The organism is Rhizobium sp. BR 250, assembly GCF_047445855.1.
Taxonomy (GTDB): domain Bacteria; phylum Pseudomonadota; class Alphaproteobacteria; order Rhizobiales; family Rhizobiaceae; genus Agrobacterium; species Agrobacterium tumefaciens_I.
This window is the reverse complement of record NZ_JARWKW010000007.1, coordinates 180,967-195,749: the sequence shown is the minus strand read 5'-3', so window position 1 is coordinate 195,749 and position 14,783 is coordinate 180,967. Positions and strand designations below refer to the sequence as shown.

The following is a 14,783-nucleotide window of genomic DNA, read 5'->3' as shown; positions in this document are numbered from 1 at the left end:
AGGCGGGCAATTTCAGCGTGGTGCGCGCAACATGGCGCGGTAACGCGTCTGGCTGCTTTTCAGGTGCTGGCGCATGGCGCTTCGCGCCGCATCCTCGTCGCCATCCTGAATGGCGATCAGGATTGCCTCGTGCTCGCCGACCAGCCGTTCGAGATCGGCAGGCGAAAGCACCGTTTCCGTGCCGTTGTCAGTCACGGCACGGCGCGGAATGACGGTCGGGCCAAGCACCTGAAGGAACTCGCTGAAACGGGGATTGTTGGTCGCTTCGGCCACGGCCAGATGAAAGGCGAAATCGGCCTCGGCCGTCGGGATACCCCGGGCGGCGCTGGCGCGGAAGGCATCAAAGGCCTCGATGATCTTTTCTTCCTGCGCCGGCGAGCGGCGAATGGCGGCAAGGCCGGCGGCATCACCTTCCACGGCGGTGCGCAACTCCAGCATCTCGATCAGCGAGGACACACGCGCGAGATCGACATTGTGAAATGGCCGCCGCTCCACGGGCGCGGGCTCCAGCACGAAGACGCCGGCGCCCTGACGCGGCTCGACCAGACCATCGGAGCGCAATGAGGCGATCGCCTCGCGCACCACGGTGCGGCTCACGCCGAATTCTTGCGTCAGCTGCGCTTCGGAGGGCAGGCGGTCGCCGGTCTTGTAACGGCCCTTGGCGATCTGGCTGCGCAGTTCCTCCGAAACCTTCACCACAAGCGTTCTGCCCTGGGGCGCTGCCGGTTCCGAGCTCGTCGCTTTTGTCATTTTCATCGCCGTTCTAAAAATTCGGTTGCATGCGTGTTCCTCGATACGTCATTCGCGGCCCCGCTTGCAATCCCGCCGCTTGGGCGGGCGTTTCGTCTGGCAGCTCACGTCGCCTTGAAGATCGGGTTGTCGACGAAGACTCCGCCCTGAAAACGGACAAGTGCATCGTCGGGGTCTGGCGTCGGGCTGGTCTGCGCGATCTGTTCGCGGAAGGCTTCGGCATTGTCCCTGGGTTTCCAGCCGAGGTAACCGAGATGGGAATTGTCCCACCAGCCGGCATCATTGGCCGAAGCGCCCCAGACGACCGGGCAGCCGAGCACCGGCGCACGAAACACCGCCATAATCAGCGACACGAAATCATCCTGCGAGAACCAGGTAGATAACATGCGGTAATTGGTGGGTTCCGGCGTGCAGGAGCCGATGCGCACCAGCGCCGTCTCCTGTCCGAATTTCTCGAAATACATGCGGGCGAGGTTTTCGCCGAAACATTTGGAGACGCCGTAAAGCCCGTCCGGGCGGACGGGAACATCGGGGCCGAGACGCTCGGTCTGGGGATAATAACCGATCGTATGGTTGGAACTCGCAAAAACGATGCGTGGCTGCCCATGGGCGCGGGCGGCCTCGTAGAGATTATAAAGCCCGATGATATTGCCCTGCAAAATCTGCTCGAAGGGCCGCTCCACCGATATGCCGCCGAGATGCACGATGCCATCGCAACCGGCAACCATGGCGTCCACGGCGGCCGCATCGGCAAGGTCGCATTGCACACATTCCTCGTTCGGCCCGGCCGGATCGAGCGGGGAGAGGTCGGCAAGGCGCACTATCTCGGCCATCGGTGCAAGGCGTGCGCGCATGACACGGCCAAGTTGGCCCGCCGCACCGGTAACAAGAAGCCGTTTCATCGCCATTCTCCCAAGTCATTTCTGCATCCGCGCTGTGGTCAGAAGTGTCGCCACCTCTTGACCTTGTCATACAGATCGTACAAAAAGCGGATAACATATATTATGTGCCATACGCAACAATCATGAAGGATGAGTTTGATGTTGACCGTCGAAACCAGGCAGGCCGTGAACCCGGACTATGCAAAAACGCTGGATACCGAGGGGCTTCGCCGGCATTTCCTTGCGAACGACATGTTCCGGTCGGGTGAAATCAGGCTGATCTATACCCACTATGACCGCTTCGTCATGGGCGGCGCGGTGCCGAATGGCGCGCCGCTGACGCTGGACAAGGTGGAAGAAACCAGGACCCCGTCCTTCCTCGACCGGCGTGAAATGGGCATCGTCAATATCGGCGAAACCGGCACCGTCAGCGCCGGCGGCGAAACCTATACGCTCAATCGCGGCGACGTGCTTTATCTCGGTGCCGGCAGCGGCGCGGTGACCTTTGATGGCGCGGGGCGATTCTACATCACTTCCTGCCCGGCCCATCGCAGCCTGCCGGCAAAGCTCGTCAGCCTTGCTGACAGCAAGGAGGTCAAGCTTGGCGCGGCCGAGACCTCCAACAAGCGCACCATCAACCAGTTCATCCATCCGCTCGTCATGGAAAGCTGCCAGCTGGTGCTGGGTTATACAACGCTTGAGGATGGCTCCGTCTGGAACACCATTCCCTCGCATATCCACGACCGCCGCATGGAGGCCTATCTCTATTTCGGCATGGATGAGAAGTCGCGCGTGCTGCACCTGATGGGTGAGCCGCAGGAAACCCGGCATCTGTTCATTTCCAACGAAGAAGGCGCCATTTCGCCGCCCTGGTCGATCCATTCCGGCGCGGGTATCGGCTCTTATACCTTCATCTGGGCCATGGCCGGCGACAATGTCGACTATACCGATATGGACTTCATCCAGCCGGGGGATCTGAAATGAAAAATCCCTTCTCTCTCGAGGGCCGCAAGGCGCTCGTAACCGGCGCGAATACGGGTCTCGGCCAAGCCATTGCGGTGGGTCTTGCTGCCGCCGGTGCGGAGGTGGTCTGCGCCGCGCGCCGCGCGCCGGATGAGACGCTTGATATCATCGCGAAGGAGGGCGGCAAGGCCAGCGCACTGTCGATCGATTTTTCCGATCCACTGGCGGCGAAGGACAGTTTTACCGAGGCCGGTTTCGACATTCTCGTCAACAATGCCGGCATCATCCGTCGCGCCGATTCCGTCGAGTTTTCCGAACTCGACTGGGATGAGGTGATGGACGTCAATCTCAAGGCGCTGTTTTTCACCACACAGGCCTTTGCGAAGGAGCTGCTGGCGAAAGGCAGGTCCGGCAAGGTGGTCAATATCGCTTCGCTCCTGTCCTTCCAGGGCGGCATTCGCGTGCCATCCTATACGGCCGCGAAACATGGTGTCGCCGGCCTCACCAAACTCCTCGCGAATGAGTGGGCGGCAAAGGGCATCAATGTGAACGCCATTGCCCCCGGTTATATCGAAACCAACAATACCGAGGCCCTGCGCGCCGATGCAGCCCGCAACAAGGCCATTCTGGAGCGCATTCCGGCCGGCCGCTGGGGGCACTCGGAAGATATCGCCGGGGCGGCGGTTTTCCTGTCATCTGCGGCTGCGGATTATGTGCATGGCGCCATTCTCAACGTCGATGGCGGCTGGCTGGCGCGCTGATTTGCGCCAGTTCTGAAAATTCATCATATAACTTGTATGATGACTTGTTGACAAATATGAGGCGAGCGGTTTAGGTGGCTTTCAGTCAATGAACCTGCAGAGGAATTTCGGTCATGAACCCTGAACAAATCAAGACGGCGCTTGGCTCCGGCCTGTTGTCCTTCCCGGTCACCCATTTCGATTCCGAGGGCCGTTTCGCCGCCGATAGCTACAGGGCGCATGTGGAGTGGCTCGCCGGTTACAAGGCGCCGGTGCTGTTTGCCGCCGGCGGCACGGGTGAGTTCTTCTCGCTGAAGCCGGATGAAATCCCGACCATCGTTTCGGCCGCCAAGGAAGTGGCCGGCGAAACGGCCATCGTTTCCGGTTGTGGTTACGGCACCGAGATCGCCGTCGATATTGCCCGCTCCGTGGAAAAAGTCGGTGCCGATGGCATCCTGCTCCTGCCGCATTATCTCATCGATGCGCCGCAGGAAGGGCTTTACGCCCACATCAAGAAGGTATGCCAGTCGGTCGGCATCGGCGTCATGGTCTATAACCGCGACAATTCCGTGCTGCAGGCCGATACGCTGGCGCGTCTCTGTGACGAATGCCCGAACCTCGTCGGCTTCAAGGACGGCACGGGCGATATCGGCCTCGTGCGTCAGATCACCGCCAAGATGGGCGACCGCCTGATGTATCTCGGCGGCATGCCGACGGCGGAACTGTTTGCCGAAGCCTATCTCGGTGCCGGTTTCACCACCTATTCCTCGGCCGTCTTCAACTTCGTGCCGGGTCTCGCCAATGAATTCTACGCGGCCCTGCGTGCCGGCGAGCGCGCCACCTGCGAACGCATCCTGACGGAGTTCTTCTATCCGTTCATGGCGATCCGCAACCGCGCCAAGGGTTACGCCGTCTCCGCCGTCAAGGCCGGTGTTCGTCTGCAGGGCTTTAATGCCGGTCCGGTGCGCGCGCCGCTGAAGGATCTGACCAATGAGGAAATCGGCATGCTCGATGCCCTGATCGGCACACATAAGCGCAAAGCCTGATTAGGGGGCTGATCGGGACAAACGGGAGGGGAGCCATGAAAATCACGGCGGTGCGCACGCATCTGCTCGAACACCGGCTGGACACGCCATTTGAAAGCGCATCCATGCGCTTTGATCGGCGGGCCCATGTTCTGGTGGAGATCGAATGCGACGACGGTACCGTCGGCTGGGGTGAATGCCTCGGCCCGGCAAGACCCAACGCGGCCGTGGTTCAGGCTTACTCGGGCTGGCTGATCGGCCAGGACCCGCGCCAGACCGAAAAGATCTGGGCCGTGCTTTATAATGCCCTGCGCGATCAGGGCCAGCGCGGCCTCAGCCTCACCGCCTTGTCCGGCATCGATATCGCGCTCTGGGATATCAAGGGCAAGCATTACGGCGCTTCCGTCTCCATGCTGCTTGGCGGGCGCTGGCGCGAAAGCGTGCGGGCCTATGCCACCGGCAGCTTCAAGCGCGATGGCGTTGACCGCGTCTCCGACAATGCCTCCGAGATGGCCGAGCGCCGGGCGGAGGGTTTTCACGCCTGCAAGATCAAGATCGGTTTCGGCATCGAGGAAGACCTCCGGGTCATCGCTGCGGTGCGTGACGCGATCGGGCCGGATATGCGGCTGATGATAGACGCCAATCATGGTTATACCGTCACCGAAGCCATCACGCTCGGCAATCGCGCGGCCGAATTCGGCATCGACTGGTTCGAGGAGCCGGTGGTTCCGGAACAGCTTGATGCCTATGCCCGGGTGCGGGCCGGCCAGCCGATCCCGGTTGCGGGCGGCGAGACCTGGCATGGGCGTTATGGCATGTGGCAGGCGCTTTCCGCCGGTGCCGTGGATATTCTCCAGCCTGATCTCTGCGGCTGCGGCGGTTTTTCCGAAACCCAGAAGATCGCCACGCTCGCCACGCTGCACGGCGTGCGCATCGTGCCGCATGTCTGGGGCACCGGCGTGCAGATCGCCGCCGCGCTGCAATTCATGGCGGCGATGGTGCCCGACCCGGTTCGCGTCAATCCCATCGAGCCGATCATGGAATTTGACCGCACCCATAATCCGTTCCGTCAGGCCGTGTTGCGCCAGCCTCTCGAGGCGGTGAACGGCGTTGTCGCCATCCCCGATGGTCCCGGTCTCGGCATCGAGATCAACCGTGACGCATTGACCGAATTCAGGATGCCAGACCCGTGAGCGAACTCGTCAGAAAACTGAGCGGCACGGCGCCGAACCCCGCTTTCCCAAAAGGGGCGGTCGATACGCAGATGCATATGTATCTGCCCGGTTATCCCGCCTTGCCGGGTGGTCCCGGCCTGCCGCCGGGCACCCTGCCGGGACCGGAGGATTATCGCCGCCTGATGTTATGGCTCGGCATAGACCGGGTCATCATCACGCAGGGTAACGCCCATCAGCGCGATAATGGCAACACGCTTGCCTGCGTTGCCGAGATGGGCGAGGCGGCCCGCGCCGTGGTCATCATCGATGCGACAACGACCGAAAAGGACATGGAAAAGCTCACCGCTGCCGGTGCGGTTGGCGCGCGCATCATGGATCTGCCGGGCGGTGCGGTGAACCTTTCCGAGCTGGAAGTGGTGGACGAGCGGGCACATGCGGCCGACTGGATGGTGGCGGTGCAGTTCGACGGCAATGGTCTTCTTGATCATCTGCCGCGGCTTCAGAAAATCCGCGCCCGCTGGGTGTTCGATCATCATGGCAAGTTCTTCAAGGGCATCAGGACGGATGGGCCGGAAATGGCAGCACTTCTGAAGCTCATCGATCGCGGCAATCTCTGGTTCAAATTCGCCGGCGTTTATGAAAGCGCCCGTGAAAGCTGGCCCTATGCGGACGTCGCCGCCTTTTCGCGGGTGATCGCCGCCCATGCGCCGGAGCGCATCGTCTGGGGCACTAACTGGCCGCATAATTCGGTGCGCGAAACGGTCGCCTATCCCGATGATGCCCGTCTTGCGGAACTGACGCTCGGCTGGTTGCCGGACGAGGCGGCGCGCCATCGGGCGCTGGTCGAAAACCCGGAAGCTCTGTTCAAGCTGTCGCCGGTCAAGGTGGCCTAGTTTTATCCGGGATGGTTGGGGAAGGGAGGCCCCGTCATCCTTTTCAACTGAAAGGACTTTGCATGCCGGCCCGGATGGGCGTCAAAAAAATCGGCCCGATAGCCTTGGAGGGGCTGGGCCGTTTCAACAATGGAGGAGGAAAGCATGAAAAAGATTGCAAGCATGATGTGCGTCGCGATGGGGATCGCGCTGTCAGGTGTTTCCGCCAGCGCGCAGGAAATCACCCTGCGCTCCGCCGATATCCACCCGGATGGTTATCCGACCGTCGAGGCCGTGAAATATATGGGTGAGCTGCTGGCAGAGCGCAGCAAGGGCCGCATCAAGATCCAGGTGATGAACAATTCCGTTCTCGGCGGCGAGAAGGACACCATCGAGCAGACCCGCTTCGGCGTCATCGACATGAACCGCGTCAACGCCGCCCCCTTCAACAATCTGGTCAAGGAAACCACCGTTCTCGGCCTGCCTTTCCTGTTCCGCTCGACGGAGCACATGCACAATACGGTCGACGGCCCGATCGGTGATGAGGTTCTGGCGGCCTTCGAACCGCATGGCCTCGTCGGTCTTGCCTTTTACGATTCCGGCGCGCGTTCCTTCTACACCACCAAAAAGCCCATCGAAAAACTGGCGGACCTGAAGGGTCTTAAAATCCGCGTGCAGCAGTCGGACCTGTGGATTTCGATGATGCAGGCCTTTGGCGCCAACCCGACGCCGATGCCGATGGGCGAAGTTTATTCCTCGCTTGAGACCGGTGTGGTCGACGGTGCCGAAAACAACTGGCCGTCCTACGAATCCGCCCGCCACTATGAAGTCGCGAAGAACTACTCGCTGACGGAACATTCCCTCAACCCGGAAATCCTCGTCATTTCCAAGATCTCCTATGACAAGCTCTCGCCGGAAGACCAGAAGCTGCTGCGCCAGGCGGCCAAGGATTCGGTCGGCAAGATGCGCGAACTCTGGAGCGCCCGCGAAAAGGCGTCCGAAGAAAAGGTTCGCGCCGGTGGCGTCAACGTCATCAAGGTCAACAAGGAGGAATTCGCCGCGGCGATGGGTCCGGTCTACGACAAGTTCGTCACCGATCCGAAGATGAAAGACCTTCTGGAGCGTGTGAAAGCGGTCAAGTAACGCGCGAAAACCGGCCTTGGAAACAGGGCCGGTTTTCTTTTGTCGCCGTTGACGCGGGAGGAACAGACAATGCGAAATTTCATGCGGGCAATCCGCCCCTTTCTCGGCGCGCTCAGCCACGCGTCGCTTTATATTGCCGGTATCGGCATGATCGCCATGACGCTTATCGTCGGCTGGCAGGTCTTTGCGCGGTATATCCTCAATGATTCACCCAGCTGGTCGGAGCCGCTGTCGCTGCATCTCATGTCGTGGTTCATCATGCTGGGGGCAGCCGTCGGCGTGCGCGAAAGCGTGCATCTGGGGCTCGACATCCTGCGTTACATGATGCCGCCGCGCGTGCAGAAGGGCATGGACCTGACGAGCCTTGCGCTCATCTTCTTCTTCGGCGTCGGCATGGCCTGGTATGGCACCTCGCTTTCCATGGGCACCTGGACAGCGACGATACCCGTTCTCGGCTGGCCGGGCGGCACGGATTTCTTTCCGCTGATCGGCGGCGGTTTCCTCATCGCGCTGTTTTCCGCAGAACGTTTCATCGATCTTGCCATCGGTGAGGACATCGCGGCTGACGTCATCGCGCAGGAGGCCGCATAATGGCTTACACCATTCTTTTCGGGGTCTTTACCCTGCTGATGCTGATCGGCACGCCGATCGCCTTTTGCCTCGGCATCGCTTCCTTCGCCACGGTTCTTTATCTCGGCCTGCCACCCATCGTGGTGTTCCAGCAGATGAATTCCGGCATGAATGTCTTCGCGATGATGGCGATCCCGTTCTTCATCTTCGCGGGGGACCTGATGGTGCGCGGTGGCATTGCCCATCGCCTCATCCGGTTTGCCGCCGGTCTCGTCGGGCACCTGCGTGGTGGCCTCGGCCAGGTCAATATCGTCGCGTCCACGTTGTTCGGTGGCATTTCCGGCTCGGCCGTCGCCGATGCCTCGGCCGTCGGCGGGTTGATGATCCCGCAAATGGCCAAGCGCGGTTATGACAGGGACTATGCCGTCAATGTCACCGTCAATGCCGCCATCATCGCCCTGATGATCCCGCCCTCGCATAACATGATCCTCTATTCGATCGCGGCGGGTGGCAATGTCTCGGTGGCCGATCTCTTCACCGCGGGCATCATTCCGGGCCTGCTTCTGGCCGCAGCGCTGATGGTGACGGCCTATATCGTTGCCCGGCGCAAGGGTTATCCATCCGAGCCGTTTCCGGGTTTCTCCAAGCTGATGTATTATCTGCTGGCCTCATTCCCCGGCATCCTGCTGATCGGCATCATCTTTGGTGGCGTGCGGTCGGGCATCTTCACAGCGACGGAAAGCTCGTGCATCGCCGTGCTTTATGCATTCCTTGTCGCCATGCTGGTCTATCGCGAGCTCAACTGGGACGGTTTTGTGGAAGCGGTCATGGGGGCCGTCCGCACCACGGCCATGGTTCTGCTCGTCATCGGCACGGCGGCATCCTTCGGCTGGCTGATGGCCTTCCTGCAGGTGCAGACGCTGATGATTGCGGCAATCAGCGCGATTTCGGACAATCCGATCATCGTGCTGCTCGTCATCAACGTCATCCTGCTGCTGCTCGGCACCTTCATGGACATGGCGCCGATGGTCATCATCTCAACACCGGTGCTTCTGCCTGTCGTGAAGGCCTTCGGCATCGATCCCGTGCATTTCGGCGTGGTGATGATCCTGAACGCCGGGATCGGCCTCAACACGCCGCCGGTCGGAACGGTGCTCTTCGTCGGCTGCGCGGTGGGCGGCATATCTATCAGGGAAGCGATGCGGACGATCTGGCCGTTCTTCGGCGCCAGCATCGCCGTGCTGCTCGCCGTCACCTATATTCCTTCGCTTTCCCTGTGGTTGCCATCGCTTTTCCGGTGACTTCCACAACTTCCGCAAGAGGAGGCCCCGCTATGCCGGGGCCTTTTCCGTTTCGGTGGCAAGCAGCCTCTGCTGTTCGTGTTCATCAAAGGCCATCAGATTGCCATGCCGGCTGCGGCGTATCCGGTTCATATGGTCACGCGGACTAAGTCCCAGTGTCCGTTTGAACATGCGCGAGAAATAATACGGGTCGCCATACCCCACTTCGGCTGCCGCTGCCGAAACCGAAAGCCCAGCCTCAAGAAAATGCATGGCGCGTTCCATGCGCTTGAACTCCTGATATTTCCGCGGTGTCCGTCCCACGCGCTTCTGGAACTCCCGCAGGAAATAATCGCGATTATAGGGCGCCGCATCGGTCGCCCGGCCGGCAATATCGGGGTCGAGTGGATTGGCCGAAATCATGGTGATCGCCTTCATCACCGCAAGGTCCAGCGCCTCCGCCCCCTCGGGCTGGAAACTTGGGCGGTCCACCCATCCAAGAAAGGCGTCATCGATGAAAGCGATCAGAAGCACCATGAAGAGATGGTGCTGGCCGAGTGTCACGGAGGAGGGCGGGGCGCTCTGCCGGTAGTGGCGCACCAGCGGTTCCAAAAGCGGCCAGCGGCTTAGCCGCAGTTTGGGCTTCAGGTCCATCTGCGCGATAAGGTTGTGGCGGCCATAAATATCCAGCGTGAAATGCTGCGCCACGCCGCGATAGGTCACGGCCTGCTCGTTCCAGCCGACAAAACGCTGCCCTCTCAAAATCAGCATCGCGTCACCGGGGTCCAGTACCCGAGCCTCGCCATCGACGAGATAATGCCCGCGCCCTTCAAGGCAGATAACGAGATCATCCACCTGGTTGGATTTGTCGATCTGCCAGGTGCGCGAATGCTCCATCTTGATCGTTGCGCGTGTCAGGTTGAGGTTGAGCGCCGCAGGCGGAACGGAAGACAGAATGCCACCTTCGATTTCGTCCATCTTTTTCCTCGTCTTTGTTAATTCACCTTGGCGCGGAAATTTGGTTTTGTCACCGCATAAATCGCTTTTACGCGCCGCATCAATGAGGGAGGAGATCGGCCGCGGTGAGAAATTGCGCCATCACGCGCCCGCCGCCCGCCGTTCCGGGAGAATCACTTGTACGAAATTGTATTCTGTCATTCGCGTTCCGCCGGGGCGCGGGGAGGAGCATCATGAAATCTCAGCGCTTCCTCGGGCTGGGATATCTGACGCCTTACATCATCGGGCTTTTGGTCTTCACGGCTATCCCGTTCCTCGGCTCACTCTATCTCAGCTTCACCCGTTACGACCTGATGAGCGATCCAAGCTGGGCGGGGCTTGCGAATTACGAGCGGCTGTTCACCCGCGACCGCACCTTCATGAAATCGCTGAACGTCACCCTGTTCTACGTGTTTCTGACGGTGCCGCTGAAGCTTGCCTTTGCGCTGTTCATTGCGGCGATACTCAATTACAAGCTGCAATTCATCAACTTCTTCCGCACCGCATTTTACGTGCCGTCCATCCTCGGCGGCTCGATCGCGATAGCGGTTCTGTGGCGTTATATCTTCGCAAGCGAGGGGCTCGCCAATATGGCGCTGGCCGCCGTGGGCCTTTCGCCCGTAGACTGGTTCGGTGATCCCGGCAATGCGCTTTTCACTATAACGCTGCTGCGCTGCTGGCAGTTCGGTTCGGCCATGGTGATCTTTCTCGCCGCGCTGCAATCCATCGACAAGTCGCTTTACGAGGCCGCAGCCATCGATGGCGCAGGCAAGGTGAGGACCTTCTTCTTCATCACGCTGCCGCTTCTGACGCCTGTGATCTTTTTCAACCTCATCATGCAGATGGTGCAGGCGTTTCAGGAGTTCAACGGCCCTTACATCATCACCCAGGGTGGGCCGCTGAAGTCCACTTACCTCTTGCCTCTCTACATCTACGACGAGGCCTTCAAGAAGTTCAACATGGGCTATGCCTCCGCGATTGCCTGGGTGCTCTTCACCATCATCACCGTGCTGACCCTCGTGGCCTTCTGGTCGTCGAAGAAGTGGGTCTATTACGCCGGCGACAAGCGGAACTGATGCCATGACCGATATCGCAACCCTAAACGACATGCAGGCGGCCCGCCGGGCGCGGCTGAGGCTGCTCTCCACCTCCGTGCGTTACGTCCTTCTCTTCGCGGTCGGCCTCGTCATGCTTTATCCGCTGGTCTGGCTGGTGGGCGCTAGCTTCAAGACCAATTCGGAAATCTTCTCCGGCGCCGGCTTCATCCCCGACAACCCGACGCTGGACGGCTATATCCGCGGCTGGGAAACCTCGACGCCCTATACGTTCGGCCGGTTCTTCTGGAATTCGTTCCTGATCATCCTGCCGAAGGTCATCGGCACGGCGATTTCCTGCACCATGGCGGCCTATGCCTTTGCCCGCTTCGATTTTCCGCTGAAGAAAATCCTGTTCGGCTCGGTCATCGCCATCCTGCTTCTGCCGAATGTCGTTACCCGCATTCCGCAATATATCCTGTTTCGCGATCTCGGCTGGCTGGACAGTTTCCTGCCGCTCTGGGTGCCCTCGGCTTTCGCCGGCGATGCCTTCTTCGTCTTCATGCTGGTGCAGTTCCTGCGCTCGCTGCCATCGGACATGGAAGAGGCCGCCCGGGTGGATGGTGCCAACAGCCTGCAGACGCTGATTTACATCGTCGTGCCGATGCTGGCGCCGGCGCTGATCTCGGTCTGCCTGTTCCAGTTCATGTGGACGATGAACGACTTTCTCGGGCCGCTGATTTACCTGTCCTCGGTCGATAAATATCCGGTGAGCCTTGCGCTCAAACTCTCCATCGACACCACCGAAGCCTTTGAATGGAACCGCATCCTGGCGATGTCGGTGTTGACGATCGCGCCTGCGCTGATCGTGTTCTTCGCGGCGCAACGGTATTTCATTGAAGGGATCTCGTCTGGCGGGGTCAAGGGCTGAAAATGGCTAGCGTTCAACTTAAAAATCTCGAAAAAATCTATGGCGGCAGCTTCAAGGCCGTGCATGGCATCAATCTCGATGTCGAGGATGGTGAGTTCATGGTGTTCGTCGGCCCTTCCGGCTGCGCCAAATCCACGACGCTGCGCATGGTGGCGGGGCTGGAGGAAATCACCGGCGGTGAAATCCTGATCGGCGACCAGCGCGTCAACGACCTGCCGCCCGGCAAGCGCTCCATCGCCATGGTGTTTCAGAATTATGCGCTTTATCCGCATATGAAGGTGCGTGGCAATCTCGCCTTTGGCCTGAAGATCGCCGGTGTCGCCAAGCCCGAGATCGAAAAGGCCATAGACAATGTCGCGCGCATTCTCGAAATCGAGCCGCTGCTCGACCGGCTGCCGAAGCAGCTTTCCGGCGGGCAGGCGCAGCGTGTGGCGCTTGGCCGCGCGCTCATCAAGAAGCCCGGCGTGTTCCTGTTCGATGAGCCGCTGTCCAATCTCGACGCCAAGCTGCGGGCCTCCATGCGGGTGCGCATTACCGATCTGCATCGCCAGCTGAAGGCGGAGGGCCTGTCCTCGACGGTCATTTACGTCACTCATGACCAGACGGAGGCCATGACCATGGGCGACCGCATCTGCGTCATGCAGGCGGGGCGCATCATGCAGGTCGCGACGCCGAAGGAGCTTTATAACCATCCCGCCAATCTCTTTGTCGCCGGTTTCATCGGTACGCCGGAAATGAACCTGGTGGATGTGACAATCGACAGCGCCGAGTTCGTCATCGCCGGCCAGCGCCTGCCGATCGGCGCCCATCTGGAACAGCGGCTTTCGGCCAGACCCGCAGATGCCGTCATCGGCATCCGCCCGCAGCATCTTTCGCTCGCGGTGGCGACGGATGGCCCGGCGTTGCAGGCGAAACTCACCAATGCGGAGTTCATGGGCCACGAGGTCTATCTGCACGCCGATCTTGGCGGCCAGAAGGTCGTCAGCGTCGTCGGCGCAGCGGAATTCGAGGCGCTCGGGCGCGACGGCATCCTGCGGCTGAAACCGGATCCGGAGAAGCTGCATATTTTCGACAAGGCCGATGGTCGCAACGTCTCGCTGTGAGGAGGGGACGGGCGTGCCTGATTTTTTGAGGAGGAGAAGAAAAATGAAGACGATGACAAGAATGATGGCGATGCTTGCCGGTGCCGCTTATGTGGCGATGGCAACCGCCCCGGCGGCAGGTGCTGCGGAACTGCGCATGTCATGGTGGGGCGGCGAAAGCCGCCACGTCGCCACCCAGAAGGCCATTGCCGCCTGCGGCGAGAAATATGGCCACACGGTGAAGGGCGAATTTACCGGCTTCGATGGCTATCTGGAAAAGCTCACCACGCAGATGGCCGGCAAGACCGAAGCCGATATCGTTCAGGTCAACTGGCCTTGGCTGCCGCTCTTCTCCAGGAACGGCGAGGGCTTTGCGGATCTGCGCCAGCTGAAGCCGCTCGATCTTTCGCAATGGGCCGAGAGCGATCTGGGCGCAGGCTCGATGAACGGCGTGCTGCAGGGGCTTTCCGTCTCCACCACCGGCCGTGTTTTTTTCTTCAACGCCACCACTTTCGAAAAGGCCGGCGTGGAAATCCCGAAGAGCTGGGATGAGTTTTTCGCGGCAACCAAGACCATCAAGGAAAAGCTCGGCAAGGGCTATTACACCTTCAATGCCGTGAAGGAGACTGCCCAGCTTCTGGTGACGCTGGCTGTCGTGCAGAAGACCGGCAAGGATCTGGTCGATCCCAAGACCAACCGCGTGGCCTGGACGCCGGAGGAGCTGGCCGAGGGTATCTCTTTCGTCGGCAAGCTGGTCGAAACCGGCTCCATCCGCTCCCAGAAAGAGGAAGCGGCCGATGGCAACGTCAATCTTTATGAAAAGCCGTCCTGGTCGGAAGGCCGGATTGCCGGCTCCTATGAATGGGATTCGACCTATTCGAAATATGCCGATCCGCTCAAGGAAGGGCAGGTTTTGAAACCCGTGCCGATGCTGAAGCGTGCCGATGCCGTGACAGAGGGCGTCTATCGCAAACCTTCCATGGTGTTTTCCATCTCGAAAAACTCCAGGAACCCGGAAGCGGCCGCGCAAATCCTGAACTGCCTGCTGAACGAACCTGAGGGCATCGATGCGCTCGGCACCTCGCGCGGCCTGCCCGCCTCGAAGGCCGCGGCTGCACGTCTGGGCGACAAGGGCGAGCCGGAGGTGCGGGCCGCCAACGCCATCGTCATGGCGGCATCGGGGCCGGTGGTGTCACCCTTCAACGAACATCCTGAAATCCGCTCGGGCTTCATCGATACGCTTGAGGAATATGCTTATGGCCAGTTGACGGCGGAAGAGGCGGCCGAGCAGATCATCGATACGACCAACGATGTTCTTGCCAAGTTCGATTGACGACAATC

Annotated in this window: 15 protein-coding genes; 12 read left to right on the top strand and 3 right to left on the bottom strand. The window is 60.4% G+C overall.

Annotation, left to right across the window (positions count from 1 at the left end; translation table 11 throughout):
* Positions 1-12: 12 nt before the first annotated feature.
* Entirely contained in the window at positions 13-750 is a 738-nt protein-coding gene (locus QD336_RS13670; RefSeq protein WP_269345456.1) for a FadR/GntR family transcriptional regulator, read from the bottom strand.
* 104 nt (positions 751-854) lie between these two features.
* The gene (locus QD336_RS13665; RefSeq protein ID WP_269345458.1) at positions 855-1,652 is read right to left on the bottom strand and encodes an NAD-dependent epimerase/dehydratase family protein; all 798 of its coding nucleotides are present in this window, start codon (positions 1,650-1,652) and stop codon (positions 855-857) included.
* A gap of 138 nt (positions 1,653-1,790) precedes the next feature.
* Here QD336_RS13665 and kduI point away from each other — a divergent pair, with 138 nt between their 5' ends.
* The 8 genes from kduI to QD336_RS13625 all read left to right on the top strand — a co-directional run bounded on the left by kduI (position 1,791) and on the right by QD336_RS13625 (position 9,420).
* Positions 1,791-2,615 carry a 5-dehydro-4-deoxy-D-glucuronate isomerase gene (kduI, locus tag QD336_RS13660; protein WP_269345459.1) on the top strand — a complete coding sequence of 275 codons (825 nt, stop codon included), beginning with the start codon at positions 1,791-1,793 and terminating at the stop codon, positions 2,613-2,615.
* Positions 2,612-3,355 carry a 2-dehydro-3-deoxy-D-gluconate 5-dehydrogenase KduD gene (gene kduD, locus QD336_RS13655; RefSeq protein WP_269345460.1) on the top strand — a complete coding sequence of 248 codons (744 nt, stop codon included), beginning with the start codon at positions 2,612-2,614 and terminating at the stop codon, positions 3,353-3,355. Before kduI ends, kduD begins: the two co-directional genes overlap by 4 nt.
* A gap of 113 nt (positions 3,356-3,468) precedes the next feature.
* Complete coding sequence (kdgD, locus tag QD336_RS13650; RefSeq protein WP_026372457.1) at positions 3,469-4,380, top strand: 5-dehydro-4-deoxyglucarate dehydratase; 912 nt, start codon at positions 3,469-3,471, stop codon at positions 4,378-4,380.
* Between the two features lie 35 nt (positions 4,381-4,415).
* A complete protein-coding gene (locus QD336_RS13645; RefSeq protein WP_269345463.1) occupies positions 4,416-5,552 on the top strand; it encodes a D-galactarolactone cycloisomerase in 1,137 nt (378 codons plus the stop codon).
* On the top strand, positions 5,549-6,427 hold the full coding sequence (locus tag QD336_RS13640; protein ID WP_269345465.1) for a D-galactarolactone isomerase: 879 nt from the start codon (positions 5,549-5,551) through the stop codon (positions 6,425-6,427). Before QD336_RS13645 ends, QD336_RS13640 begins: the two co-directional genes overlap by 4 nt.
* A 144-nt stretch (positions 6,428-6,571) precedes the next feature.
* The gene (locus tag QD336_RS13635; protein WP_269345468.1) at positions 6,572-7,549 is read left to right on the top strand and encodes a TRAP transporter substrate-binding protein; all 978 of its coding nucleotides are present in this window, start codon (positions 6,572-6,574) and stop codon (positions 7,547-7,549) included.
* A gap of 69 nt (positions 7,550-7,618) precedes the next feature.
* Entirely contained in the window at positions 7,619-8,140 is a 522-nt protein-coding gene (locus QD336_RS13630) for a TRAP transporter small permease (protein WP_269345470.1), read from the top strand.
* On the top strand, positions 8,140-9,420 hold the full coding sequence (locus QD336_RS13625) for a TRAP transporter large permease (protein ID WP_269345472.1): 1,281 nt from the start codon (positions 8,140-8,142) through the stop codon (positions 9,418-9,420). Before QD336_RS13630 ends, QD336_RS13625 begins: the two co-directional genes overlap by 1 nt.
* Before the next feature lie 30 nt (positions 9,421-9,450).
* Here QD336_RS13625 and QD336_RS13620 read toward each other — a convergent pair whose 3' ends face one another.
* Positions 9,451-10,377 carry a helix-turn-helix domain-containing protein gene (locus QD336_RS13620; protein ID WP_269345474.1) on the bottom strand — a complete coding sequence of 309 codons (927 nt, stop codon included), beginning with the start codon at positions 10,375-10,377 and terminating at the stop codon, positions 9,451-9,453.
* 212 nt (positions 10,378-10,589) lie between these two features.
* Between QD336_RS13620 and QD336_RS13615 the strand changes: the two genes are divergently transcribed.
* Genes QD336_RS13615 through QD336_RS13600 form a run of 4 tightly spaced genes read left to right on the top strand, consistent with a single transcriptional unit; the run spans position 10,590 to position 14,775 of the window.
* Positions 10,590-11,471: a carbohydrate ABC transporter permease gene (locus tag QD336_RS13615; protein ID WP_004444977.1), complete on the top strand. Its 882-nt coding sequence runs from the start codon at positions 10,590-10,592 to the stop codon at positions 11,469-11,471.
* A 4-nt stretch (positions 11,472-11,475) separates the two neighbouring features.
* A complete protein-coding gene (locus QD336_RS13610) occupies positions 11,476-12,360 on the top strand; it encodes a carbohydrate ABC transporter permease (RefSeq protein WP_269345485.1) in 885 nt (294 codons plus the stop codon).
* Between the two features lie 2 nt (positions 12,361-12,362).
* Entirely contained in the window at positions 12,363-13,463 is a 1,101-nt protein-coding gene (locus tag QD336_RS13605; protein ID WP_269345487.1) for an ABC transporter ATP-binding protein, read from the top strand.
* A 43-nt stretch (positions 13,464-13,506) separates the two neighbouring features.
* Positions 13,507-14,775 carry an ABC transporter substrate-binding protein gene (locus tag QD336_RS13600; protein ID WP_499171081.1) on the top strand — a complete coding sequence of 423 codons (1,269 nt, stop codon included), beginning with the start codon at positions 13,507-13,509 and terminating at the stop codon, positions 14,773-14,775.
* Positions 14,776-14,783 lie beyond the last annotated feature (8 nt).